The sequence below is a fragment of the Lysinibacillus sp. FSL M8-0216 genome (assembly GCF_038595555.1).
GTDB classification, from domain to species: domain Bacteria; phylum Bacillota; class Bacilli; order Bacillales_A; family Planococcaceae; genus Lysinibacillus; species Lysinibacillus fusiformis.
The window spans coordinates 4,768,892-4,793,632 of sequence record NZ_CP152007.1; the positions used below are offsets into that span (position 1 = coordinate 4,768,892).

At 37.2% G+C, this 24,741-nt stretch carries 24 protein-coding genes; 4 read left to right on the forward strand and 20 right to left on the reverse strand.

The annotated features are described in order from the left end of the window. Positions 1 to 255 precede the first annotated feature (255 nt). Positions 256 to 882 (reverse strand): hypothetical protein, encoded by a 627-nt coding sequence (locus MKX57_RS23790; protein ID WP_043990417.1) that lies wholly within the window; start codon positions 880 to 882, stop codon positions 256 to 258. Positions 883 to 1,114: 232 nt separating this feature from the next. Here MKX57_RS23790 and MKX57_RS23795 point away from each other — a divergent pair, with 232 nt between their 5' ends. Both MKX57_RS23795 and MKX57_RS23800 read left to right on the forward strand, forming a co-directional pair. Further along, the gene (locus tag MKX57_RS23795; protein ID WP_342550668.1) at positions 1,115 to 2,035 is read left to right on the forward strand and encodes a LysM peptidoglycan-binding domain-containing protein; all 921 of its coding nucleotides are present in this window, start codon (positions 1,115 to 1,117) and stop codon (positions 2,033 to 2,035) included. A gap of 359 nt (positions 2,036 to 2,394) precedes the next feature. Then, a complete protein-coding gene (locus MKX57_RS23800; protein ID WP_090002669.1) occupies positions 2,395 to 2,853 on the forward strand; it encodes a staygreen family protein in 459 nt (152 codons plus the stop codon). A gap of 193 nt (positions 2,854 to 3,046) precedes the next feature. On the opposite strand, the gene rlmH is transcribed toward MKX57_RS23800, so the two are convergent. The 9 genes from rlmH to MKX57_RS23845 all read right to left on the reverse strand — a co-directional run bounded on the left by rlmH (position 3,047) and on the right by MKX57_RS23845 (position 12,668). Beyond that, positions 3,047 to 3,526 carry a 23S rRNA (pseudouridine(1915)-N(3))-methyltransferase RlmH gene (gene rlmH / locus MKX57_RS23805; RefSeq protein ID WP_008177921.1) on the reverse strand — a complete coding sequence of 160 codons (480 nt, stop codon included), beginning with the start codon at positions 3,524 to 3,526 and terminating at the stop codon, positions 3,047 to 3,049. A 90-nt stretch (positions 3,527 to 3,616) separates the two neighbouring features. Then, positions 3,617 to 3,781, reverse strand: coding sequence for a CxxH/CxxC protein (locus MKX57_RS23810; RefSeq protein WP_008177923.1), 165 nt, complete (start codon positions 3,779 to 3,781; stop codon positions 3,617 to 3,619). A gap of 240 nt (positions 3,782 to 4,021) precedes the next feature. Further along, entirely contained in the window at positions 4,022 to 5,320 is a 1,299-nt protein-coding gene (locus MKX57_RS23815; RefSeq protein ID WP_008177925.1) for a trypsin-like peptidase domain-containing protein, read from the reverse strand. A gap of 165 nt (positions 5,321 to 5,485) precedes the next feature. Then, complete coding sequence (locus tag MKX57_RS23820; protein WP_008177927.1) at positions 5,486 to 6,274, reverse strand: MBL fold metallo-hydrolase; 789 nt, start codon at positions 6,272 to 6,274, stop codon at positions 5,486 to 5,488. Beyond that, complete coding sequence (gene yycI, locus MKX57_RS23825; RefSeq protein WP_008177929.1) at positions 6,274 to 7,098, reverse strand: two-component system regulatory protein YycI; 825 nt, start codon at positions 7,096 to 7,098, stop codon at positions 6,274 to 6,276. Before yycI ends, MKX57_RS23820 begins: the two co-directional genes overlap by 1 nt. Then, on the reverse strand, positions 7,085 to 8,410 hold the full coding sequence (gene yycH, locus MKX57_RS23830) for a two-component system activity regulator YycH (protein ID WP_008177930.1): 1,326 nt from the start codon (positions 8,408 to 8,410) through the stop codon (positions 7,085 to 7,087). The genes yycI and yycH overlap by 14 nt, the downstream gene beginning before the upstream one ends. After that, complete coding sequence (gene walK / locus MKX57_RS23835) at positions 8,407 to 10,272, reverse strand: cell wall metabolism sensor histidine kinase WalK (RefSeq protein ID WP_008177932.1); 1,866 nt, start codon at positions 10,270 to 10,272, stop codon at positions 8,407 to 8,409. Before walK ends, yycH begins: the two co-directional genes overlap by 4 nt. A gap of 5 nt (positions 10,273 to 10,277) precedes the next feature. Then, the gene (gene yycF / locus MKX57_RS23840; protein ID WP_008177934.1) at positions 10,278 to 10,991 is read right to left on the reverse strand and encodes a response regulator YycF; all 714 of its coding nucleotides are present in this window, start codon (positions 10,989 to 10,991) and stop codon (positions 10,278 to 10,280) included. Between the two features lie 213 nt (positions 10,992 to 11,204). Continuing rightward, positions 11,205 to 12,668 (reverse strand): M23 family metallopeptidase, encoded by a 1,464-nt coding sequence (locus tag MKX57_RS23845; protein WP_043990419.1) that lies wholly within the window; start codon positions 12,666 to 12,668, stop codon positions 11,205 to 11,207. A 398-nt stretch (positions 12,669 to 13,066) separates the two neighbouring features. Between MKX57_RS23845 and MKX57_RS23850 the strand changes: the two genes are divergently transcribed. Next, positions 13,067 to 13,930, forward strand: a complete 864-nt coding sequence (locus MKX57_RS23850; RefSeq protein WP_164908776.1) for a YitT family protein — start codon at positions 13,067 to 13,069, stop codon at positions 13,928 to 13,930. Positions 13,931 to 13,979: 49 nt separating this feature from the next. Here the strand turns inward: MKX57_RS23850 and MKX57_RS23855 are convergent, their stop codons facing one another. The 8 genes from MKX57_RS23855 to rpsF all read right to left on the reverse strand — a co-directional run bounded on the left by MKX57_RS23855 (position 13,980) and on the right by rpsF (position 21,651). After that, a complete protein-coding gene (locus MKX57_RS23855; RefSeq protein WP_008177939.1) occupies positions 13,980 to 15,269 on the reverse strand; it encodes an adenylosuccinate synthase in 1,290 nt (429 codons plus the stop codon). A gap of 233 nt (positions 15,270 to 15,502) precedes the next feature. Then, positions 15,503 to 16,864 carry a replicative DNA helicase gene (gene dnaB, locus MKX57_RS23860; RefSeq protein ID WP_008177941.1) on the reverse strand — a complete coding sequence of 454 codons (1,362 nt, stop codon included), beginning with the start codon at positions 16,862 to 16,864 and terminating at the stop codon, positions 15,503 to 15,505. Positions 16,865 to 16,877: 13 nt separating this feature from the next. After that, positions 16,878 to 17,324, reverse strand: a complete 447-nt coding sequence (gene rplI, locus MKX57_RS23865) for a 50S ribosomal protein L9 (RefSeq protein ID WP_008177943.1) — start codon at positions 17,322 to 17,324, stop codon at positions 16,878 to 16,880. After that, complete coding sequence (locus MKX57_RS23870) at positions 17,324 to 19,294, reverse strand: DHH family phosphoesterase (RefSeq protein ID WP_008177945.1); 1,971 nt, start codon at positions 19,292 to 19,294, stop codon at positions 17,324 to 17,326. The genes rplI and MKX57_RS23870 overlap by 1 nt, the downstream gene beginning before the upstream one ends. Before the next feature lie 13 nt (positions 19,295 to 19,307). Beyond that, positions 19,308 to 20,249, reverse strand: coding sequence for a YybS family protein (locus MKX57_RS23875; protein WP_089986460.1), 942 nt, complete (start codon positions 20,247 to 20,249; stop codon positions 19,308 to 19,310). A 222-nt stretch (positions 20,250 to 20,471) separates the two neighbouring features. Continuing rightward, entirely contained in the window at positions 20,472 to 20,708 is a 237-nt protein-coding gene (rpsR, locus tag MKX57_RS23880; protein ID WP_004233359.1) for a 30S ribosomal protein S18, read from the reverse strand. A 38-nt stretch (positions 20,709 to 20,746) separates the two neighbouring features. Then, the gene (ssb, locus tag MKX57_RS23885; RefSeq protein ID WP_008177953.1) at positions 20,747 to 21,316 is read right to left on the reverse strand and encodes a single-stranded DNA-binding protein; all 570 of its coding nucleotides are present in this window, start codon (positions 21,314 to 21,316) and stop codon (positions 20,747 to 20,749) included. A gap of 47 nt (positions 21,317 to 21,363) precedes the next feature. Next, positions 21,364 to 21,651, reverse strand: coding sequence for a 30S ribosomal protein S6 (gene rpsF, locus MKX57_RS23890; protein ID WP_008177955.1), 288 nt, complete (start codon positions 21,649 to 21,651; stop codon positions 21,364 to 21,366). Positions 21,652 to 21,829: 178 nt separating this feature from the next. On the opposite strand from rpsF, the gene MKX57_RS23895 reads away from it, so the two are divergent. Further along, on the forward strand, positions 21,830 to 22,414 hold the full coding sequence (locus MKX57_RS23895) for a DUF3267 domain-containing protein (protein ID WP_008177957.1): 585 nt from the start codon (positions 21,830 to 21,832) through the stop codon (positions 22,412 to 22,414). A 41-nt stretch (positions 22,415 to 22,455) separates the two neighbouring features. Here MKX57_RS23895 and MKX57_RS23900 read toward each other — a convergent pair whose 3' ends face one another. Further along, on the reverse strand, positions 22,456 to 23,496 hold the full coding sequence (locus tag MKX57_RS23900; RefSeq protein WP_089986461.1) for an acyl-CoA dehydrogenase: 1,041 nt from the start codon (positions 23,494 to 23,496) through the stop codon (positions 22,456 to 22,458). Between the two features lie 82 nt (positions 23,497 to 23,578). Beyond that, positions 23,579 to 24,679, reverse strand: coding sequence for a redox-regulated ATPase YchF (gene ychF / locus MKX57_RS23905; RefSeq protein ID WP_008177960.1), 1,101 nt, complete (start codon positions 24,677 to 24,679; stop codon positions 23,579 to 23,581). Positions 24,680 to 24,741: the final 62 nt, after the last annotated feature.

Genomic DNA, 24,741 nt, shown 5'->3' on the forward strand with positions numbered 1-24,741 from the left:
AAAAAGAGAAATTGCTCTGTGCAATTTCTCTTTTTGGCTGTTGTTATAAGGTCATTGATATTCTCGCCATTTTTGATAAAAAATCTGTACCTCTTTATCTATCATAAATAACATCATTTACATATGATGAGGATCTTCGTAACGCTGCCAAGTGTGGCTTTTATTTATGAACATTACTCAATAATCCCTAATAACATCACTGATGCTAAAATTTATATTAATGGCACGGCACATAAAGAAAAATTTTTACTTTTATTAAGCTTCTAATGTTTTATAAATCTTTTTGACTCTTTTTAATTGTGGTGCTGTTAGGTATTTTTCTCTTTTTCGTAACACTTTCAATAATTCATTTTTATTTTCATCTGTTACGGCTAACAGCGTACTTTCCGAGTGCTGAGGAATTTCCTTTGGTCTGCAATTCTCAAGGTGATGAAGTAATATTGGAAAAATCACATCATTGTTTTCTTTACTGACAGCTGCTAGCTTCGCAAGAGTGAGGACACCTTTATCAATTGTAATAACTGAACCCACTTTCATCGCACTTTTTAATATAGCTAGATGAGCCATAATGGTTTCTGATGCTACCTCGGCAATCGTTGCCAATGCCATCATCCCGCCCCAGACCAAACGATTATTAGGGCTTTTTAACAACTCTATAAAAGTCAGGACATACTTACTGATTAGTTCTGGTTTAGCTTGCCCAATTTCGTACGCTACTTTCATACAATCGTATTGAATTTTTTTATCTTGGCACGTTAGGTTTTCAATTATTTCTTCTATACCCGCATCATTTTCTTCATGAATCAATTTATGTGCCAGCTCTATATTTGGCTCTTCATCGTTTCGACCTAGTTGAGAAGCTAACAGATCCACAACTGACATGATTATCCCCCACTTACGAAATTTATTTAATGTAGAAACATTATCACATTTAGCTCTTAACAAATCAGCTATCTTCATTACGGAAATCGTCTCATTTAATAGTAGAAATATTATTGCAATATAAATGCCATGGACGAAATCAAATTAACATCTCCTTGTTCTTTTTCTCAAAAAAATCTATGTTACGATGATTCTACATTAACAACTAAGAACGCACACGGAGGATTAATACATGCTTAAAAAAATAATTTCAATTGTACCAGTTGCAATGCTTTCGGCAACTTTAGGTGCTAATGCTCAAGCTGCAACAATTAACGTACAAAAAGGTGATACTCTTTGGGATTTATCTCGTACACACCATACTTCTGTAGAAAATATTAAAACATTGAATCATATGACTACTAACCTTATTCACCCTGGTGATGTCCTTACCATTGCACAACAATATACCGTTAAGCAAGGAGATACACTATGGGACATAGCCCTAGATCATCAAGTCTCTGTTTCACAAATTAAAGAATGGAACCAATTACAGACGGACCTTATTCATCCCGGTTTACATCTATCCATTATCGATGGTACGAAAACGAGTAAGGCTGTAACTGACAAACCAATAAAGCCTGCAGCTAATGCAGCAAAGGAAACAACAACTTCAATAACAAATAATACAACTGCAGTAGAAAGTAAACCTGAAGAAACTGTTTCATCAACAAGTAATACAGCTCCAAAGGATAGTGCACCTGAAGCGACCGCTCCATCAACAAGTACTACTGCTTCAAAGGATAGTGCACCTGAAGCAAATGCTCCATCAACAAGTACTACCGCTTCAAAGGAGAATGCTCCTGAAGCCAATAAAACTGCCTCAAAGGAAATTATAGTGGAAGCTTCAGCCTATACGGCTTCATGTGAGGGATGTTCCGGTATTACCGCTACTGGAATGAACCTTAAAGCCAACCCAAATGCGAAGGTCATCTCAGTTGACCCAGCTGTAATTCCATTGGGTAGTAAAGTTTATGTGGAAGGCTATGGTGAAGCAATTGCAGGGGATACCGGTGGTGCCATTAAAGGAAAACGAATCGATGTCTTTTTCCCTTCTCAACAAGATGCCATTAATTTTGGAGTAAAACAATTAAAGGTCACAATATTAGACTAACTTAACCATCCTAATAAACGACGGTGTAATTAATATGGCTACCGAGTCACAAGTCACAGTGAATGTTAAATTGTCAGAAGATGAGAAAGATGGGTATAAGTTATCCATTAACTTACAGATTAATCGTAAAAATATGGAATTAACTAATTGAAACATTAAACCACTAGAGAAATGGACCCTGAAGTATTGTTCTACAGGGTCTATATTTCGTTCATTTTATACATTACATCAAATAAAAAATGTTTAATACATTTCCCTTAAAACATAAGCCTCTCTATAAAAACTTAATACATATGACTTTTAACTATTTAATAGGTTTATATCTGCATATTGTTAAAAAAACGAATGGAGTTGATAGCTTGGGAAAGTTCTACCCAGAAAAACTATTCGTTCAATTCAGGAATGGTATGACTACAATGAAACCTGTCATTCCAAGACGTTACACACTTACTCACTCAGATGATACTGGCGATCTATTTTTAACGATAGGAAATGAGTTCGCTTGGGATAAAGTGAATACTAAGATGAGAGATGAGGTCTTAGGTGAATGGATTACTAATGGGGAATGCTTTTATTTCTATTTATATTTATATATAGAACAAGGAGAATACAATCAAAATGCATCTGCAAAACGCAATGAAATATTTAGGCGTGAGTTACCACTTGCACTAACAGCCATTCGATATGGCGATAGATCATTATTTGATCAATACCCTAAACTTGATCGGGCTAATATTATCGTTAACTTTCTATCTACTTATCCTCAATTTGCTAGGCAAGAGAATTGGGGTTCATTCAGTAGTTATAGCAATCATTGAAGAAAATTTGCTATATTGATTTCAACATGTCAGGTGGAAAAGTATCTAAACCTCGTATTATGAAACTGATAAGGAGATCCACTTCCACCAACACAAGAAAAAGGACATAAATGCAAAAAACAATGATAAATAAAATTAAACCACCTAAAATGCTGACATCCCAACTCTCTAGGTGGTCTTTTCGAAACCGCACTTACTTATGATACGGTTCACCCTTCATAATTCTAAAGCTTCGATAAACCTGCTCTACGAGTACGAGCTTCATGAGCTGGTGCGGTAAGGTCATTTTGCCGAAGGATTGTTGCTCGTCGGCTCTTTTTAGGACGTCTTCGTGTAGGCCTAGGGAGCCGCCGATGACGAAGGCAATTTTGCTTTTGCCGTAGGTCATGAGAGATTCAAGATCAGCAGCCATTTGTTCAGAGGTTTTCATTTTTCCATTGATAGCGAGGGCAATTACATACGTGTCTGCACTAATTTTGGCTAGTATCCGTTCTCCCTCTTTTTTCTTCACAATATCCATTTCAGCATCACTAAGTTGTTCGGGTGCTTTTTCGTCAGGTACCTCAATCAAATCCATTTTTGCATAGCCGCCTAGTCGTTTTACGTACTCATCAATCCCCATTTTTAAGTACTTTTCTTTTAACTTGCCGACTGATACAATCGTTATATTCACACGTTATCCACCTTTACAATTCATTTACAAACAAGTTATCCACAAAAGTTATCAACATATCCACATGTCATTGCTATATATTGTGTAAAGTTATTTACTTGATACAATATATTCTGCTGGCTGTTCACAGTAGCTACACTTTGTGGATAACTTTTTTTCCTCTTCGATTTTATCCATAATTGGGAACACTTTTTGCTCAGCTACAAACATGTCTAAAGCGTGTTCTATATGGCTTTCACAGCTGTATTTTTCCATTTTTTGATGTCTCCTTATTTTCCGAAATTTCCACAAACTTATTCACATTTCGGTGTATGTTATCCACAACCTATTGTATCAAAGGAATAGCATGTATGGAAGAAGTACCTTTCCTCACTGTTTATTGTATAAAGTCAGTATTCATAATTTTCTAGTTATCCACAATATTTTATTAAAGGACTCTCCATCTCCACAAAAAAGCAGCGGAGATTTTACAATCCCCACTGCTATTCACTCTTTTTACAATGAATTACCGTTTGTTAATGTAAGTGTAAGTTCTACCAATTTACCTTGGCGATAAACTTTTAATGTTAATTGATCACCGATTTTTTTCTCATTATATAGATGTTTACGTAAATCAATGGCTGTTTCTATTTTTTGACCATCCATTTCCACAATAACATCATATTGTTGGACTCCTGCTTTTGATGCTGGTGAGTTATTCATTACATCTGTAATCACAACTCCTGTTGTCACCTCAGCTGGTAATTTTAATGTTTGTTGTTGGTAGAAGGCTGGAACATCTGTTAAGTCAGCTAATGAAATTCCCATTGTTGGACGTTTCATTTCACCATTTTTCTCTAGCTCCTCAATAATTGGAATGGCTGAATTAATTGGAATAGAGAATCCTAAACCTTCCACTGAGGATTCTGCAATTTTCATGGAGTTAATCCCTATTAACTCTCCAGCTAAATTGACAAGTGCCCCTCCGCTATTCCCTGGATTAATGGCTGCATCCGTTTGTAATACTTCTTGCTGCCAGTCTTCTGTTCCATCACCGTTTAAGTCTACGGGTACAGAACGATCCTTACCTGAAACAACCCCTGTTGTCACAGAGCCATAGAAATCTAAGCCAAGTGGATTACCTATTGCTATAACTGTTTCACCTTGTTTTAACACATCGGAGTTACCAAATGTCGCTACTGTTTTGACATTTTTTGAGCTAATTGAAATAACGGCAAGATCTGTCCAAACATCATGGCCCACTAGTTCGGCTTGCTCTTTTGTTCCATCAGGCATTGTGACCTCTAATTGTTTAGCCCCTTCAATAACGTGATTATTTGTTACGATAAAGGCTTTGTCACCTTCAATTTTATATACAACACCTGAACCGCTTCCCGCTTCTTTTGTTGTTGTTGATTGCTGACTCCAAAATCCTCCGCTTGTTACTTCCTGAATGTTAGTAATACCTACAACGGCTGGAGAAGCTTTATCAACTGCTTTTGTAACATCCGTCGTTACCTCCGTGGCAACTTGATCAATGGTCGTATCATTTTTCCCTGTATTACTTGATGTTGTACCAGGCATTTGATTAACCAGACCAGGCAACATCAGCCAAACAAGTAAGGCACCAATAATGACGCCGACCAAGCCACTAAAGAAATAGCCACCTTTTCCTCCGCCTCCACCTTTCTTTTTATGACGCTTGGCCTGCATTTCTTGCTCCTCGCGCTCTAGTCTTTCTTGAAGAGGTGATTTCGGTATTTCATCATTTTTTAGGAAATCACTGTTTTTATCATCATCTTGAAAGTAACTCATGTTCCTCATCCTTTCCTTTACTGCTTTTGTTAATTGTTACCCTAATCTTACGATTCAAACATTAAAATCAGATGAAAAACAAATAAAATGGACATAAAAATAGCTGCCCAACGCATTTATTAAAATGCGTCGAACAGCTTTAAGTTTTACCTAAATAACGAGTCGTTAAACCGTTACTAATTTTGTTGGCTCCTCTGCATCGGTATCAAAAAGATGAACATGCTCACCAACCATAATGCCACAGGACTGTAAGGTTTGTGACACGCTCATGCGCGCCAGCTCTTTCATATTATTATCCTTACTTAAATGCGAAAGATAGATATTGGTCGTCTTATCAAATACAACCTCACTCATTGCAATCGCTGCATCCTCATTGGACACATGTCCTACATCGCTTAAAATACGGCGTTTAATGGACCAGGGATAACGTCCCATTTGAAGCATATTAACATCATGATTACTTTCAAAAACGAAGGAATCTGCTCCACGTATAATACCCTTCATACGATCACTGACATACCCTGTATCTGTAATAATAACAAGCTTGCGACTACCCTCATGGAATGTATAGAACATTGGATCTGCTGCATCATGTGAAACAGCAAAAGATTCAACGGCTAAAGAACCAAAATGCTTCACTGTATCCATGTCAAATTCAAAACGTTGCTCCACAGGAATATCACCAACTAGCCCGTCCATTGCCTGCCATGTTTTGGCGTTTGCATAAATCGGTACATTATATTTTCGTGCCAGTACACCTATCCCTTTAATATGATCACTATGCTCGTGTGTGACGAAAATTCCACTAAGCTTCTTCATATTACGATCGATTTTTGTAAATAGCTGCTCCATCTTTTTCCCACTAAGACCAGCATCAACGATAAAGGCATAATCGTCATTCTCTACATAAATCGAATTCCCTGTACTGCCACTTGCTAAAACACTAAATCGCATTATTCAACTCCCCAGTCTTCTTCTTCGCCCTCTTGCTTGTCCTCCTGGATTTCAATGACTTTGCCTTCTACTGCATTGACAAAATACTCTTCTGTTTCTCCATCCGATAATTTCACTCGTACTTCCCATGTTGGCACTAATACCTGAGTACGAGTCAATTTAACAAGTGTTGAGTAACCTAACTTCATTTGCGTAATACGTGAGTCTGGCTTGAGCGGTCCTTTTGCATATAAAGTTTGAATAATTTGAAGGGGAGGAATGACAGTTTCCTGTTGTTCCATTTCTTCAATATTATCAATCATTGTTTGCTCATACATAGTTACTTCATTATTGGTATTCCATTTAATTTTTAATGAACCATTGTAATAGAACATCCGGTTATTAGTCTTCTGGAAAAAAATTGCGATTCGTTCTTCGCGATCTACTTTCCATAAGGCATACGATGCTCCTTCATTTACGTTTGCAACAGCAAAATCCGTAAAGCTTGCATCATCACTCACATTCCGTAATTTAACAGGCTTTAAGAAAATAGCACGAACTTTAGTATTCGTATTATCCCTAAATGTAATTTGTTGGTTACTATTACTAAATTCATCTGTGGTGAATTTATGCACTTGAGCTGTCATATACGAAGCAAACTCAATATTATTTGGTAAGGAGCCATACGTTATATTATCATCTTTTAAACGAGCTTCAATTGTTTTTTCACCCGGAACCTCAATATCTTTCGCCTCATTATAGCGATTTACATAAAGGGAATATAAGAAGATGTTTAGAATTAAAAAAACGAATATAAAAATAGATTTCGTTCTATTCCAATCCATTTTTAACACCTCCTAAAACTTCAGGAGTTAGTTTAATCCAAGATCCATTACGGATGACAAACCAACAAGGTTCAAATGTAAATATATTTAGTTCTTGATTTTGTGTTAAATAATAACCTAAAACAATTTCATCGATATCTGCTAGGGCAATATTATTCCCAACTTTTAATCTCTCAGCAATATCTGCTCCCGATGATAATTCTTTGATTTCCTTTTCTGCTTCAATATCCATATCTAATGAGAAGTATGGACGCTTATAATGGAAAATCCGGCTATCTCCCCAAATTGTCGTCATTCGGGTAATGACATGATTGCTATAGACAGGTAAACCTTGCAAATATAATTGATAATCCATTTGATTTTTATTTGTATTCGTTGAAGCATAACGGAAATCGGCAGTATATCCACCATGCTCGTTGATAAATTCAAAGCTATCTTTTAGCAATTTTGAAGGCTCAATTCTAATACTGCTTTCTGCAGCTGGATAAACATAGTTTAATGATTTTAGATTTGTATCTAATGTCATTAATGACATACCATCTGTATATTTTTCAGAAGATGCACTTTCAACATTGCGTCGCACTATATTTGGATCTGTAAATAACACATTTTTAAATAATTCTGGTGTGATTTCTTCAATATAGTACGTAAATTTTACAGATTCCATTTTATTGTTATCTACATAAAGCGATGTCTGATTTTCTCGCTCAATTTCTTTAAACGTGCCATATTTTTTTGCAGGCTCTATGACTTCCTGTATAAATTGGTTCATGTTTGGCACGCTTACATGTGAGCGGAATAATGATTGATTATTACTACTAATGTAATAAACCATTAACTCTTTGGTGCTTGAATTACTCCAGTCAATAATCATACGATTGAAGGTTGTTTCTGGTAACTCTTTATCAGCAAATTGAAAAATGGTGTTAAAGGATGAAAATGGAACCTCACCAGTGAAAAAAATCGTCATTCGATGGTCTGCGCCAATAATTTGATTTACATAGTTTGGCGAAAGATTGTTGTTAACAGGCTCTAAATCTAGAACGTTCCAGCCTTTAAATGTTTTCATCAAACTCTTCATGGCATTATTAGATACTGTGCCTGTAAAACCCTCATCAAAACGGAAAATAGCCTTGTATGGACGAATAATATCCTCCATTTCCTTTTGCGGCTTAATTAAAATTTCCTTCCGCTCCGTATTTTCAATATATTTATAATCTGGTGTGTAAGTCCAAATCAAAAAAGTTAGAATCACACTTAGCATGACAAGTAGAAATAAAACAACAGATTTAACTGGCTCTATATATTTCATTCCCACTCACCTGCCTCACCAAATTCATCTGCATCATATGGTAATGTGAAGAAAATTGTCGTGCCTTGCCCTTCCTCACTCTCTGCCCAAATCTTTCCGCCATGCGCTTCAATCATTTCCCGCGCAATAGCAAGCCCCAAGCCTGTTCCTCCCATGGAACGAGCACGGGCCCGATCGACACGATAGAAGCGATCAAAAATGCGGCCTACATTTTCTTTAGGAATCCCCATGCCATCATCTGAAATCATGACTTTTAGCATGTCACCTTGCCCTGTGAAGCCAAAGCGAATATTTCCGCCATCTGGAGAATATTTGATGGCATTCGAAATGATATTATCAATGACCTGTGTCACCTTATCCGTATCAATTTCTACATAAAAGGAGGTTTCAGGGAATAATCGTGCAAACTGTACTTTATCAGACTTAGACATTTCAAATCGATCGATAATTCGGTTAAAGAATGAATTAAATAAGACAATATCTTTGTTTAACTCATAGTCTGAACTATCCATTCGTGATAATTGCAATAAATCATTGACTAGTCGAATCATACGTTCTGTTTCAGTTTGCGTTACGTTTAAAAATGTAGGAGCAATATTTTCATCCTTCCATGCCCCATCCGCTAGTGCCTCTAAATAACTACGCATAGTTGTTAATGGCGTTCTTAATTCATGGGATACATTCGATACAAACTCGCGACGATCCATTTCTATCTTTTCCTGCTCTGTTATATCGTGTAATACAGTAATAAGACCATTAATAAAGCCTGTCTCTTTTTGAATAACCGAGAAATTGGCACGTAATATATAAGGTGCATCTGATGTACTGAAATTTAAATTAATAGCATCACTCATATGAATTAAATCTTCAAAGCTATATTCCTGATCAATCCCCAATACCGAGGCAATGGGACGACCTAGTGTAATATCCCTTGAAATATGCAGTAACTCCAACGCAGGGTCATTAATTAATATAATACGTCCCTTACGATCTGTCGCAATAACGCCATCTGTCATATTACTAAGGACTGAATCTAGCTTTCGCCGCTCCGCATCAGTAGTGGATTGTGCCTCTTGCAAACGATTGGTTAAATGATTAAAGGTAACGGCAAGCTGACCTATTTCATCTGTACCGTATACCCTTACTTTGCGAGAATAGTTGCCCTTTGCCATCGCTTGAGCTTGCTTTCGCATATCAGCAATTGGTTGTGTAATTGTTCGAGCAACGAGAATACCTAAAAAGATAGTAAAGACTAACGACATAGCTGTGCCGCCAAGGAAAATACGGTTAATTTCGTTCATTTGTTCAAAAACGGACTCAATATTCGCTTCAATATATAGAACGCCTATAATTTCATCATCCGGCCCTGCACCAGCTCGAATCGGGTTCGCTAATACCCATACTCGATTCCTCGTTTTGTTATCGAGTTTTATAATATCAAAGAGCGTTTCAGCAGATATCGCACGACGCACAAGGTCTGTGTTAGAGCGTTGTCCTATTAAATTTTGATTCTCGAGCTCAGATGTCGCAAGTATTCTTTGTCTATCATCAATGACACGAATTTCTAAAATATCACCATTGGAAACGTCTCTTAAACCAGTTGAAAACTCCGTAACGATTGACTTCAAGCTTTCCTCTAGTTTAGGCATGCTTTCGTCACGTTCCTTTAAAATTTCCTCACGAAGACTATATTGCATCAGGTCAACTCGCTGAAAAATAGAATCTTGGAAGTTGCTCTTCAAATTTTGTTCTAACTGGCGGGCAAAATAAATACCGATAATTTGTAAAGCAAGCAATATTAATAAAATATAAATCAGCACTAGTTTGACATGAATGGATTTAAAGAAGCTCACTTTCTGCATTCCTATTACTCCTGTTCAGGATTTCGTAAATAATAACCTACACCACGTCTTGTGACAATCCAAGCAGGGTGACTAGGATTATCCTCGATTTTTTCACGTAAACGACGAATTGTTACGTCAACAGTACGAACATCTCCAAAGTAGTCATAGCCCCATACCGTTTGTAAAAGATGTTCACGTGTCATTACTTGTCCAATATGTTTACCTAAATAATGTAGTAGCTCAAATTCTCGATGAGTAAGCTCAATAGCCTCATCACGCTTCATTACTAAATAAGCATCTGGCTGGATAACAAGGGAACCTACAACAATTTCGTTTGATTCCTCTTCTGCTTCTTCTGCTGCAGGTGCAGCAACCTGTAAACGTCGCATATTTGCCTTTACACGAGCAATAAGCTCTCGTGTACTGAATGGCTTAGTGACATAATCATCTGCGCCCATTTCTAAGCCTAATACTTTATCAATCTCAGAGCCTTTAGCCGTCAGCATTATAATAGGGAAATCATATTTTTTCCGTATCTCTCTACATACTTCCATACCATCGCGCTTTGGTAGCATGATATCTAGTAGCATTAAATCTGGTTGCTCTTCCTCAACCTTCTTTAGTGCCTCATCACCATCATACGCACATATCACTTTATATCCTTCTTTTATTAAATTAAATTGCAGAATATCTGCGATTGGTTTTTCATCATCAACAACTAAAATTGTTTTGTTCATTCATTCTCTCCCTTTCGTTTTTTATCTATTCTTAAACATGTTGTATTTGTAAGTTCACTACTCTTAACTCTATCATGCTTTCAGTTTCCTTGCATTAATCGTTCATCAATCACTTTAAATACTTTGACAAAATGGGCTATATTTCAACAAGTATTTCTCGGGAAATAATAGAAAAGACAGCCCACTATTTGGACTGTCTACTATTCAAAATGTTTATCGGCCTACATATGATAACGGATTAACTAATGAACCGTTCTTTTCAACTTCAAAGTGTAAATGTGTGCCTGTCGAATTTCCAGTAGAACCCATAATACCGATAACAGAGCCCTTTTCCACTACTTGTCCTACTTCAACATTAATAGAAGATAGATGTCCATAAAGCGTTGTATAACCATTATTGTGATTAATTACAATGCGATTACCATAAGTACCAGACGTACCAGCTGCACTAACTACACCATTATCGGCCGCCAAAATATTATAATTACTTGGACGAGCAATGTCGATTCCACGGTGGAAGGCGCCCCAACGTTCGCCCATACCGCTTGAGATATAGCCTCCTACAGCTGGCCATGAAAATTCACCTGTGCCACGTGAAGAGATTACCTTTGTCCCAACTACTTCAATTTGTTCCACTGGTTCTTGGGTAACTTTTTCTTCTAATGCAACTTTTGCTGTTTGTTTACCATTTTCAGACGTTAGGGCGTATGTTGTTTCTTTTTTACCATTAGCGCCTTCTTGCTTGATGACCTTTTCACCTTTATACATAGTAGGATCTTCTTCCACTACTTTTTTGAATGGAATCACATCTGCTACTTTCTTTTTCTTTTTAACCTCAAGATTTACAAATGGCTTTGCAACCGTTACATTCAATTCCTGTCCAACTTGTAAAACAGTATCAACTGTTACATCAGGGTTTAAATCTAGCAGCTCACTCGTTGTTAAATTATGTTTTTTTGCGACAGAACCTAATACATCACCTGATTGAATTTTATAGCTATCTTGTTCAAGGTAGCCTGTCATTAAATAGTTTACGGCTTGCTCAGGTGTTAAGATTTGAGTTGGTGTAACTTTTTGAGATATTCCTGAAACATCCTGTTTAAATGAAATATCTAAAAGTCGTGATTCGCCTGCTTGTAATTCTGGTAAATTAATTGTAGATTGTTGGTTTTTCGCTAATTTATCTAACTCTGGCTGAGAAATATATTGTAGCTTCAACAGTTGAACCGTTTTTTCATAGGCTTCCGTATTTTTTAATGATACGACTGGCTTATGATTTACTAGTAATGTAAAAGCATCCGATTTCGCTACTAAAGATTGCTTAAGTTTGGATAATGTTTCTGCATCTTTTGTTTCATTCGTAAAAACTTGTTCTGGGATTATTTTAACAGATGAGCTAGCATCCATAGATAACTCTTTGAATTGCTGACTTGCTTCTTTTTCTTTTGATGTAATAACTTCTTGAATAGCTTTCTCGTCAGATACTGCACCAATATAATCATTTCCCACATAGACATGGTATATTTTATTTAAATTTTCTTTCGTATGTTCTTTAGCAAAACCCATATTTATCGTTAGGCTCGTCATTAAAACTGCCATGATCGAAACCTTTTTAAAAGAAGAAAAATTGTAGGTGAATCTATTGTTTTCTTCTTTTTTATTCCAAAACGAATTCATCAATAAAGCCCCTTCCAACTTTCCCTTGTAATAGGATGATTTACCCACAAGGAATTTTTGCACCCTTATAATGTATCATAAAGAAAATAGCGTTTGAATGATTTCACTCTTTTGTAATGTAAATGTATTATTTATCTACTAATTGTTACATAGAATATATTTTATATAGTTGATAAACACTGTATTTTTATTCATAAAATGGGTATGGAACAACGTTATTTACCGTATTAAAAATCATATACTAAGCCATTGGTATAGTATTCTATTATTTTTTTCAAGTGAATTTAGGCATAATACTTTTTACTTTTTTAATATTCCGATAAAATATAAAGGAAGGCACATTATGGATTGGAGCGATTAAATTGAGTGATTCACAGACCTCTGATATGGCAGCAAAAATGTTGCGGCATCAGAAAAGTAACATGCGTAAAACATTTCTAAGGATTATTATGGTGCCGTTAGGTGCAATCATTATGGCTTTGGGCTTAGAGTTATTTTTAGTACCCAACCACATTATGGATGGAGGCATCGTAGGTGTTTCCATTATTACATCTCATTTATTAAATTTACCCCTTGGTATCTTCATCTTCATTTTAAACTTACCTTTTATTTTTTTAGGCTACAAACAAATTGGTAAAACCTTCGCGCTGTCCACAGGGCTAGGTATTACTGTACTCTCTACTGCAACTCTTGCTTTACATAACCTACATCCATTTACGGAAGATACATTATTGGCCACAGTTTTTGGTGGGATGATTTTAGGAGTTGGTGTCGGTATTGTCATTCGTTATGGCGGTTCTTTAGACGGAACTGAAATATTGGCAATTTTATTTAATAGTAAAACTCCTTTTTCAGTTGGAGAAATCATTATGTTCTTCAACATTATTATTTTTGCAGTAGCAGGATTTGTATTTAACTGGGAACAAGCTATGTACTCCATCATTGCATATTATATTGCTTATAAAATGATTGATATTGTAATTCAAGGGTTGGAAGAATCAAAATCAGTTTATATCATAAGTGATGCTATTGATGAAATTGGACAAACCATTATGGATCGACTTGGTCGTGGTGTCACTTTCCTTCATGGTGAAGGGGCTTATACAGGAAATGATAAAAAGGTCATCTTTACTGTTATTACTCGCTTGGAAGAATCGAAGCTGAAAACCATTGTTGCGGATATCGATGACAATGCATTTTTAGCCATTGGTAATATAGCAGAGGTAAAAGGTGGTCGTTTCAAGAAGAAGGATATTCACTAAGAAAAGGGCGTACCATCTATGGCACGCCCTTTTTATTGTATTTATTTTATTAGGCTTCCCAAACATCTACTAATACGTTTGTTTGCTCACGAGCAGGACCAACTGAGAAAGTAGCAATTTGAATACCTGTTAATTCACTAACACGCTCTACATAGCGTCGTGCATTTTCAGGTAGCTCTTCTAAAGTACGGCATGCTGTAACGTCCTCAGACCATCCTGGAAGCTCTTCATAGATTGGTTCACATTGTTCAATAATATGAAGATTTGCTGGGTATTCTGTAATTGTTTCACCTTTATAGTTATAGGCTGTACAGATTTTTACTGTCTCTAAACCAGATAAAACATCAATTGAGTTAAGTGCTAGATGCGTAATACCACTTACGCGACGTGAGTGACGAACAACTACCGTATCGAACCAACCTACACGACGTGGACGGCCTGTTGTTGTACCATATTCACGACCAACTTCACGAATTTGCTGACCTACTTCATCAAATAATTCTGTAGGGAATGGACCATCACCTACACGAGATGTATAAGCTTTAGATACTCCAATAACGCTTGTTACAAGTGAAGGACCAACACCAGCACCAATTGCTACACCACCTGCAACAGGATTTGAAGATGTAACATATGGATACGTACCTTGATCGACATCAAGCAAAATACCTTGAGCGCCTTCAAATAATACTTTACCGCCTTCATCAAGTACATCATTCAAAATTTTAGATGTATCTGTCACATATTTTGCGATTTCTTGGCCATAACCATAGTATTCCTCAAAAATCTCTTCGAAAGTAACACCTTCGACTTCATAGAATTTCTCGAATAATTTATTTTTAATGGCTAAATTATGACGTAGTTTTTCTTCAAAAATATCCTTATCAAGTAAATCAGCCATACGGATACCAATACGAGCTACTTTATCTTGATAGCATGGTCCAATCCCTTTACAAGTTGTCCCAATTTTATTATCTCCGCGGCTTTCTTCATCCGCAATATCTTGCTTTATATGATACGGCAGAATAACATGTGCACGATTAGAAATACGTAAATTATCTGTATTAATGCCACGCTCTTGTAAGCCTTTTAGTTCTGTTACTATTGATTTTGGATTGACAACTAATCCATTGCCAATAACTGAAGTTTTTTCTTTATAGAAGATACCTGATGGAATTAAATGTAGTTTATATGTTTCACCATCTATTTTAATGGTATGTCCTGCATTATCTCCACCTGCAAAACGAGCGATTGCATCGGCTTTTTGCGAAAGGAAATCCGTAATTTTACCTTTTCCTTCGTCTCCCCACTGTGTTCCTACAACTACTACTGATGTCATAATCAGCACCTCCGTTAGATACCTGTGTATCTCAATTTTTTAGCCTCAATCATTGTAACAATGATAGAAACACCTCGTCAATAAAAAAAGTGTAAAAAACACGAACATAAAATCAAAAAATCTGATTCAACGTTCGTGTTTAATAACAGAATGGTATGAATATTATCGAACATTCAGATTAATTCAGTCTAAGGTTAATTTGTAGAGGCAATTTATCTGAATGACGCACATGATTAATCACGTGACGGTGGCGGTGGCATTTGTGACCAATCCACATTAATGAATTTATTGAACTCTTTTTTAAAGGCAAGTGTAACTGTCCCCGTCGGACCATTACGTTGCTTTGCAATAATAATTTCGATCATATTTTTACTTTCAGACTCTTTATCGTAATAGTCATCACGGTATAAAAAGGCTACAATATCAGCATCTTGCTCAATACTTCCCGATTCACGTAAGTCACTCATCATCGGACGTTTATCTTGTCTTTGCTCCACTCCACGAGATAGCTGCGATAAGGCAATAACAGGCACCTTTAATTCACGTGCTAGTCCTTTTAGCGATCGTGAAATCTCCGATACCTCTTGTTGACGGTTCTCGCCTGGCTTCCCACTACCTTGAATAAGCTGTAAATAATCAATCAGGATCATTCCAAGCCCATTTTCTTGAGCTAAACGTCGACATTTTGCACGAATCTCATTAATACGTACACCCGGTGTATCATCAATAAAGATCCCTGAATTCGATAAACTCCCCATTGCCATAGTTAGTTTACCCCAATCTTCCGTAGTTAAAGCACCTGTACGTAAAACTTGTGCATCAATATTTCCTTCTGCACATAGCATACGCATGACAAGTTGCTCTGCACCCATCTCTAAAGAGAAGATTGCAACATTCTCTCGTGCCTGTACGGCAACACTTTGCGCAACATTCAAGGCAAAGGCAGTTTTCCCTACGGATGGACGGGCAGCTACAATAATTAAATCATTGCGTTGGAAGCCAGCAGTAATGTTATCCAAATCACGGAAGCCTGTCGGTATCCCCGTTACATCTCCCTTTTGTGATTGAAGCTGCTCAATGTTATCGAAGGTTTCCACTAGCACGTCTTTCACATGCTTAAAGTCCCCCGCATTCTTCCTATTGGCAACCTCCATCATTTTTTTCTCTGCTTCGCCTAGTAATGCCTCTACTTCGTCTTCTCGTGTGTAGCCATCCTCAACAATTTTAGTAGCAACACGAATTAAGCGACGTAATAGTGCCTTTTCCTCAACGATCTTAGCATAGTGAGCGACGTTGGCAGCTGTAGGGACAGCATTGGCGAGCTCTAGTAAATAGGATAGCCCGCCAACGTCTTCAATCTCTTTTTTAGCTGATAATTCTTCTGTAACTGTAACAACATCTATCGCTTTTCCTTGATCGCTTAACCGCAGCATTGTTTCAAAAATCTTCTTGTGGGCGTTTAAATAAAAATCATCTGCCAATAAAATTTCCGATGCTGTGATTAAAGATTGTGGCTCAAGGAAAATTGCACCGATAACCGATTGCTCCGCCTCCCGGTTATGCGGTGGAACGCGGTCCATCATCGGTTCGTTCATGGATCGTCGCTCCTTATTCTTCCGTTACATGTACTTTTAATGTAGCTGTTACTTCATGATGTAGTTTTACAGGAACATTTGTAAAGCCTAGTGCACGAATTCCATCATTTAAAGTCATTTTACGTTTATCAATTTTAATGCCATGCACTTTTTGTAGGGCATCAGCAATTTGCTTGGTAGACACTGAACCAAATAGACGACCGCCTTCACCAGACTTTGCTTTTAGCTCAACTGTTAATGTTTCTACTTTTTCCTTTAACGCTTGTGCTTCTGCTAGTTCAGCTGCAGCATTTTTTGCTTCTAATTTTTTCTGACCATCTAATTGACTTAGTGCTTGAGCGTTTGCTTCTGCTGCATAGCCATTTTTAATTAAGAAATTTTGTGCGTAACCATCTGCTACGTTTTTAATTTCACCTTTTTTTCCTTTTCCTTTAACGTCTTTTAAAAATACTACTTTCATTAGTCAGAACTCCCTTCAAAGACCTCTTCTATGGCCTCTTCTAATTGTGTTTTCACGTTATCAATGGTTTTGGCTTCTACTTGGCAGGCGGCGTTCGTTAAATGACCACCACCGCCAAGTCTTTCCATAATAAGCTGGACATTGACTTCGCCTAGTGATCGGGCACTAATTCCTATTTTTCCATCTGCCCGATGTGCAATAACAAAGGATGCACCAACATCCTTCATAGTTAGTAAAATATCTGCTGTTTGTGCAATTAAGACAGAGTCATACACTTTCGATTCCTCACCTACAGCTACAGCAATTCCTGGCTTTACGAATTTAACCGTTTGCACTATTTTTGATCGTTCAATATAGGTGTCTACATCTTCTTTTAAAAGACGTTGCACTAATACTGTATCGGCACCATTCGTCCGTAGATACGAGGCAGCTTCAAACGTACGTGCTCCCGTTCGAAGTGTAAAGCTCTTCGTATCGACAATAATACCCGCTAGTAGTGCAGTAGCCTCTAGCATATTAATCTTTGCTCGCTTCGGCTGATATTCTAATAACTCAGTTACCAGCTCAGCAGTTGATGAGGCATACGGTTCCATATAAACAAGTGTTGGATTTTCAATAAAATCCTCACTTCGTCGATGATGGTCGATTACAACAACCTTTTCAGCTAGCTTTAATAGGTGTGCATCAATAACTAAATTGGGTTTATGTGTATCCACAATAACAAGCAAGGATTTTTCAGTCATTTTCCCTGCTGCTTCCTCTGGTGTTAGGAAGTTTTCATAGAAATCTGATTTACTCTCTATTTCATTCATTAAACGTGTAACGCTACCATTTAACTCATCAAAATTTATGATGACATAGCCCTTCACATCATTCATTTGTGCCATTTTCCGAACACCGACAGATGCACCAATCGAGTCCATATCAGGGCTTTTATGTCCCATAACAAATACTTGATCACTATCTTGAATTAAATCACGTAATGCATGTGAGATGACACGAGCTCTAACACGTGTGCGTTTTTCAACTGGATTAGTTTTCCCGCCATAGAATTTTAGCTTTCCTGTAGGTTGCTTAATGGCAACTTGGTCACCACCACGTCCTAATACGAGATCCAGACTTGATTGTGCCAATTCACCAAGCTCCACTAGGGAGGATGAACCCGCTCCTACACCAATACTTAATGTTAAAGATAAATTCTTTTGCGCTGTTTTTTCTCGGATAACATCTAAAATAGCAAATTTTTTCTTTTCAAGCTCTGTTAAAATTGATTCATTTAATACTGCTAAAAAACGATCTGATGATATTCTTTTTACAAATACACCATGCTCAGCAGCCCATTCATTGACGATTGAAGTAACCATTGTATTTGTTAAACTACGTGGTTGGTCATCCATGGCCTGTGTGATTTCATCGTAATTATCAACAAATAAAATAGCGATAACTGTACGATCTGCAAAGTATTGCTTCTCAATAGCAATCTGCTCAGTAATATCAAAGAAGTATAGTAATCGTTCCTCTTTTTTATAATAAACACGATATTTACGATCACGTAATGTAATTGTAGCCTCATTTGTTTCTTCAGTCTTCATTAGTACGTAGATGTCATCAGAAATATTAACAATTCCTTCTCCGACTAATGATTCCATATTTAAGATTCCTTGCATATATGGATTCGACCATTCTATTTCATATTGCTCGTTCACCAACAGTATCCCAATTGGCATTTCAAGCAATGCTTCTTCCCCTACTTTTTTCATACGGAATGAAATGGATTCTATATGCTTTTCAGTTTCTTCAAAAGCAATCTTTTCCACCTTCCATGTGTAGACCATCAGTAAAGCAAAACCTATTCCATAACCGATACCTATCCCGATATTCCAAATACATAGAAGTACGAACGTCACAATTCCAAAAATGGAAAGAACAAAAAGCGGATAGCGAATTGGTCGTTTTCTAAAAGTCCCCATTACAATCAGCCCCTTATTCTTTAGTCTTCCCCTTTACAAGTGAACGTACGTCAAAACCCAAATCAACGATACCTAGTAAGATCATGAAGGATGATAATGGAATAGCTAACACGGTAGCAACCCATTTAACCCCATTTGGCATCCCTTTTCTAGAAATGAAATAATGGATAAATGATATCCCTTGTAGAATGAGTAGCACCCATAAAATATAAGAAACATTCAATACGATTATATCTAGTGTAGAACCAGCCTCTGGACGCATAAATAAATTAATGCATAAAACGATCATGTAGTACCATAAAATAGATCGTGGTAAGCGCATATTTTGGAATGGTGCAAACTTTGGAACATCCACGCCAAGTCGTTTTAAAGCTGGCAAATTTAGCGCTATGATAATAAATGCAGCAAAAAATGCTGATATTGTTATTGTGGCAGGCATTGTCAGCTCGATCGTGTTAAACATAGCCTCTAGCTGTTCCGGCTTTATCGCCACTTGCCCTGTAACGTTTTTCGCAAATTCATTTGATTGCTCATAATTTTTGCGAGCCAACTCTAAGCTCATGCTGATGAAGTCAATTCCTGCAAATCTTACATAGGCGACATAAACAAGCGCCATCGAGATTAGATTGGCAATCCCCGTTGACATAAATAAATAAAGCTTACTCTTCTTCTGATAAATAGCGTTACCCATTACGACACCCAGTAACCCCAAAACAAAGGCAAATGGTAGCATCGATAGTCCACTCGCTATACTAGTTAAAATACAGCCTACTATTGCTACGAGTATTGATGAGGAACGTTTGTAATTTGCACTATACCAAGCAATCGGTAGTGGAGCGAATATTAAAGCTACTATAAAAACAAATGGTACATATGCGGAAATCAGCATTAATACTGTAAAAATTGCAACCACCATTGAGCCTTGGACAAGCGCTTTTGTTTGATTATTCGGCATTGAAAACCTTCCTTTTTTTCAGTCAAACTTACTACCCTTTATTGTACCATTTTTTCATAGTATTGAACAAAAATCGCTTAGATCACTATATGCTTTATTATGAATTTTATCTAAAAAACGTCTACTTCAATTTTCGATAAAAAAAACCAGCATACCCGATACGAATATCGTAATATGCTGGTATTCAAAATTGATGTAAGGTCAATTCCTTAACGATCAATCTTATTTGTCTTCTGCTACGAATGGAAGTAATCCCATGATACGAGATACTTTAATAGCTGAAGTTAATTTACGTTGGTACTTTGCACTTGTGCCAGTTACGCGACGTGGTAAAATTTTACCGCGCTCAGAGATGAATTTTTTTAATAAATCTACATCTTTGTAGTCGATGTGCGTAATATTGTTTGAAGTGAAGTAGCAAACTTTACGGCGTTTGCGGCCTCCGCGACGTGGTGCCATAGTGTGTCTCCTCCTTATCTTTTTTTATTGTAGAAGCATTAGAATGGAAGATCATCCTCAGATACTTCTATCGGTCCTTTGCTATTAGCAAATGGATCCTCATCTACACGTGTATAGTTTGGCTGATTCATAGGTGGTTGATTTTGCTGATAAGCATCGCCGCCATAGGAACCCTGTCCTGGCATAGCGCCACCAAACTGCTGTTGTGGTTGACCGCCGCCATATGACGGTTGGTTATTACCGTAAGTTTGTCCACCACCGTATTGAGGAGCAGGAGCACCGCTACCATTACGTGGTTCTAAAAACTGTACGCTATCCGCCACAACGTCTGTTGTATATACTCGCTTACCGTCTTGTCCTTCATAACTGCCTGTTTGGATACGACCTTCTACCCCAATTAAACTTCCTTTTCGCATGAAGTTCGCTAGGTTTTCAGCCTGTTTTCGCCATGCAACACAGTTAATGAAATCAGCTTCACGTTCACCTTGTTGATTTGAGAATGCACGATTCACAGCAACTGTAAATCTTGTAGACGCAATTCCATTTGGTGTATAACGTAGCTCAGGATCTTTTGTTAGTCTTCCAACTAATACGACACGGTTTATCATCAGAATGCAACCTCCTTTTCAGCGTTTTGTTAAAAAATTATTCAATATTAAGCTTCTTGGCGAACTGCAATGTGACGAATGATGTCTTCGCTGATGTTAGCTAGACGTGTATACTCGTTGATTGCATCTGAAGTAGCGTTTACTTTTACGATTTGGTAGTAACCTTCGCGGAAGTCTTGAATTTCATAAGCTAAGCGGCGTTTGCCCCACTCTTTTGATTCGATGACTTCTGCACCGTTAGAAGTTAAAGCTTCGTTGAAACGTTCAACTAGAGCTTTCTTCGCTTCGTCTTCAATGTTCGGACGTACGATGTACATTAATTCGTATTTTCTCATCTGTTTACACCTCCTTATGGACTAGGCTCTCCTATATTAAGGGAGCAAGGAGCAAGTAATAAATTATTACTCACATCAATGAATTGTAACATATAGGTACTTTTCTTTCAAGTCGCAAACTTACAATTCATTTTATATAATGAACGTAACCTGTTTAATTCTTGAAAGGAGAACTTTCGTGCTACCGAATAAAGAACCTATTGTTATTGAATTAAATATAAAAAAATTAATGATCGACAATATTGTGATCACAGTTGGTCTTGTCATATTATTTATAGCCATTCAATATATTTGCTTTAAAGATTTTCACTTTTCTTTTTGGGCTATCATTGGTGGTACAGTACTGTTTGTAATTCTGTATGTAATTTTTATTATTTTGCATGAAGCTTTTCATTTACTTGGCTTTATGCTCTTTGGCAAAGTACCTTTGAAGTCTTTACAATATGGCATAAACTTAGAGCTAGGTGTTGCCTATGCAACTACTACAAAGCCTCTATATAATCACGCCATGAAACGGGCATTATTGCTGCCATTTTGGACGACTGGCGTTCTTCCTACTATTGCAGGGTTTTATTTTAATAATACCATTTTAATACTGGTAGGAGCCTTTTTAATAGCAGGTGCAGTAGGTGACTTTGCTATGTATAAGGAATTACGAAAATATCCTAATAACGCCTTAGTGCAAGATGACCCTAAATTACCGAAGCTTTATGTTTATATAGAAAATGACCGTTCACCAAGGCAAGATACATACGAAAATTAGACTCTGTCATTCGTAAAAATAACAGAGCCTAGTCATAACTCTTAAGGAGTTAAAAAGCCATGCTGTGCAGCTGTATATAAATTTCTCCAAATGCGGTTTATTGGGGCAGTCTCTGTAATAGCATCCATGCCAAGATTACGTATTAATTTATTGGCAATCTCTATACAAGCAGCAGCAATCTCTTTACTCATTTGTGTAAATTGTGTTAGTTCTTCCTCTGTCAATGATTCATCTCGCTGATGCTTTTGCCAATATACCGACAAGGTTGTATAGAACTGCTTTTCAAATTGTTTAAAATGCTTTTGTTGCTGCATGAGTAAAAATTGTAATGCTCCCATACGCTCAGCTCGATGGGCATCATGATTGCGTTGCTTGATTAAAATAAATGCTTCTTCTAAAAAATTTTCAGTTATCCCTAGACAAACGCTTAAAAAGGAAGCCTCTGCAAAGGTTGTAAATGGAAAGGTATGTACAGCATTCCCATAGCTATTTCTGATCTTACCTATTTGGAAAGTAGCCTCCTGAGGTACCCATACGTTGTTTACGCGAATAGTATGGCTTGCCGTCGCCTTCAAGCCCATTGCGCGCCAATCATTTAAAACTTCAACATCTTGACGGTCTAAGCAACAACTAATGATTTTTTCTGTTTTCACGCCATCTTGCTCTATCAAACAATTCATTGTAAAGGTTGTAGCATAGTCCGATCCACTACAATATTTCCATTGCCCTGTTACTACATAACCATCTTCTACTTTTACAGCTACACCCGTTGGATAACCACTACCTGCGATAACTGCATTTTTAGGGGTAAAGATTTTTTCGCACATTTCTTGGCTAAATGCTGGAATAAATGCATTACCTCCAGTCCCGATTGTCACAAGCCAACCAACATTCCCATCGAGGGCAGCTATTTGTTGAAACACTTTTATTCCCTCTACTAAATCTAGATTCTGACCTCCTAGTTCATTTGCAGTGAACAATTTGAACAATTTCTGTTCATACATAAACTCTAAGACATCATGGGGTAAACTTTCTAGCTGCTCAAACTCTAGACCGCGCTCTTTTATTTCCATTACGTTCATTTGATGTCGCTCCCATACACTAAAAATTCAGATAAAACAATAATTGAAAAAAGGCAATCACTAAGATTGCCCTCTGTTCGTCTTATACATTAAAGCGGAATAACATAATATCGCCATCTTGAACTTCATACTCTTTACCTTCAAGACGTACCTTACCAGCTTCCTTAGCCGCTGCTTGAGAACCTGCCTCTAATAGATCATCATAAGCAACTGTTTCAGCACGAATGAAGCCTCGTTCAAAGTCTGTATGGATGATCCCTGCACATTGCGGTGCCTTCATCCCTTTACGGAACGTCCATGCACGAACTTCTTGTACACCAGCAGTGAAATACGTAGCTAAGCCTAATAAGTCATAAGAAGTACGGATTAGCTGATCTAAACCAGACTCTTTAATTCCTAATTCTTCTAAGAACATAGCCTTTTCCTCATCGTCTAGCTCTGAGATTTCTTCCTCGATTTTTGCACAAATTGTAATGACTTGAGCACCTTCAGCTGATGCATATTCACGTACCTTTTTGACATATTCATTATTGTCAGCATCCGCCACTTCATCTTCTGAAACATTGGCAACATACAGCATTGGTTTAATTGTTAGCAAATGAAGACCTTTAATTACCTTTAGTTCATCATCTGAAAGCTCGGCAGCACGCGCTGGTTTACCGTTCTCTAACTGCTCTTTAATTTTTAAAAGTACTGGCTCTTCAATCATGGCTTCTTTGTCTTTTTGTTTGGCCATTTTGCTAACACGTTGGATACGTTTATCTACTGATTCTAAATCGGCTAGTGCTAGCTCTAGGTTAATAACCTCGATATCATCAATTGGATCCACTGCACCCGATACGTGTGTAATATTTTCGTCTACAAAACAACGTACAACTTGGCAAATGGCATCTACTTCACGGATATGCGCTAAAAATTTATTCCCTAGACCTTCACCTTTGGAAGCACCTTTTACAATCCCTGCGATATCTGTAAATTCAAATGCTGTTGGTACTGTTTTTTTAGGTACAACTAATTCTGTTAATTTATCTAAACGTGCGTCTGGTACTTCAACGATACCGACATTTGGATCAATCGTTGCGAATGGATAGTTTGCAGCCAATGCGCCCGCTTTTGTAATTGCGTTAAATAATGTTGATTTTCCAACGTTAGGTAAACCAACGATTCCAGCTGTTAATGCCATGAATGGACACAACCTTTCTATAATCAGTTCAAATTTTCTCTCATATAACCTTTTCTATTATA

Excerpts from the sequence above, each read along its gene's own strand:
- MKX57_RS23790 (WP_043990417.1), bottom strand. The coding sequence starts at position 882 with ATGTCAGTTGTGGATCTGTTAGCTTCTCAACTAGGTCGAAACGATGAA.
- MKX57_RS23795 (WP_342550668.1), top strand. The coding sequence starts at position 1,115 with ATGCTTAAAAAAATAATTTCAATTGTACCAGTTGCAATGCTTTCGGCA.
- MKX57_RS23810 (WP_008177923.1), bottom strand. The coding sequence starts at position 3,781 with ATGGAAAAATACAGCTGTGAAAGCCATATAGAACACGCTTTAGACATG.
- MKX57_RS23815 (WP_008177925.1), bottom strand. The coding sequence starts at position 5,320 with ATGAGTTACTTTCAAGATGATGATAAAAACAGTGATTTCCTAAAAAAT.
- MKX57_RS23820 (WP_008177927.1), bottom strand. The coding sequence starts at position 6,274 with ATGCGATTTAGTGTTTTAGCAAGTGGCAGTACAGGGAATTCGATTTAT.
- yycI (WP_008177929.1), bottom strand. The coding sequence starts at position 7,098 with ATGGATTGGAATAGAACGAAATCTATTTTTATATTCGTTTTTTTAATT.
- yycH (WP_008177930.1), bottom strand. The coding sequence starts at position 8,410 with ATGAAATATATAGAGCCAGTTAAATCTGTTGTTTTATTTCTACTTGTC.
- walK (WP_008177932.1), bottom strand. The coding sequence starts at position 10,272 with ATGCAGAAAGTGAGCTTCTTTAAATCCATTCATGTCAAACTAGTGCTG.
- yycF (WP_008177934.1), bottom strand. The coding sequence starts at position 10,991 with ATGAACAAAACAATTTTAGTTGTTGATGATGAAAAACCAATCGCAGAT.
- MKX57_RS23845 (WP_043990419.1), bottom strand. The coding sequence starts at position 12,668 with ATGAATTCGTTTTGGAATAAAAAAGAAGAAAACAATAGATTCACCTAC.
- MKX57_RS23850 (WP_164908776.1), top strand. The coding sequence starts at position 13,067 with ATGTTGCGGCATCAGAAAAGTAACATGCGTAAAACATTTCTAAGGATT.
- MKX57_RS23855 (WP_008177939.1), bottom strand. The coding sequence starts at position 15,269 with ATGACATCAGTAGTAGTTGTAGGAACACAGTGGGGAGACGAAGGAAAA.
- dnaB (WP_008177941.1), bottom strand. The coding sequence starts at position 16,864 with ATGAACGAACCGATGATGGACCGCGTTCCACCGCATAACCGGGAGGCG.
- rplI (WP_008177943.1), bottom strand. The coding sequence starts at position 17,324 with ATGAAAGTAGTATTTTTAAAAGACGTTAAAGGAAAAGGAAAAAAAGGT.
- MKX57_RS23870 (WP_008177945.1), bottom strand. The coding sequence starts at position 19,294 with ATGGGGACTTTTAGAAAACGACCAATTCGCTATCCGCTTTTTGTTCTT.
- MKX57_RS23875 (WP_089986460.1), bottom strand. The coding sequence starts at position 20,249 with ATGCCGAATAATCAAACAAAAGCGCTTGTCCAAGGCTCAATGGTGGTT.
- rpsR (WP_004233359.1), bottom strand. The coding sequence starts at position 20,708 with ATGGCACCACGTCGCGGAGGCCGCAAACGCCGTAAAGTTTGCTACTTC.
- ssb (WP_008177953.1), bottom strand. The coding sequence starts at position 21,316 with ATGATAAACCGTGTCGTATTAGTTGGAAGACTAACAAAAGATCCTGAG.
- rpsF (WP_008177955.1), bottom strand. The coding sequence starts at position 21,651 with ATGAGAAAATACGAATTAATGTACATCGTACGTCCGAACATTGAAGAC.
- MKX57_RS23900 (WP_089986461.1), bottom strand. The coding sequence starts at position 23,496 with ATGAACGTAATGGAAATAAAAGAGCGCGGTCTAGAGTTTGAGCAGCTA.
- ychF (WP_008177960.1), bottom strand. The coding sequence starts at position 24,679 with ATGGCATTAACAGCTGGAATCGTTGGTTTACCTAACGTTGGAAAATCA.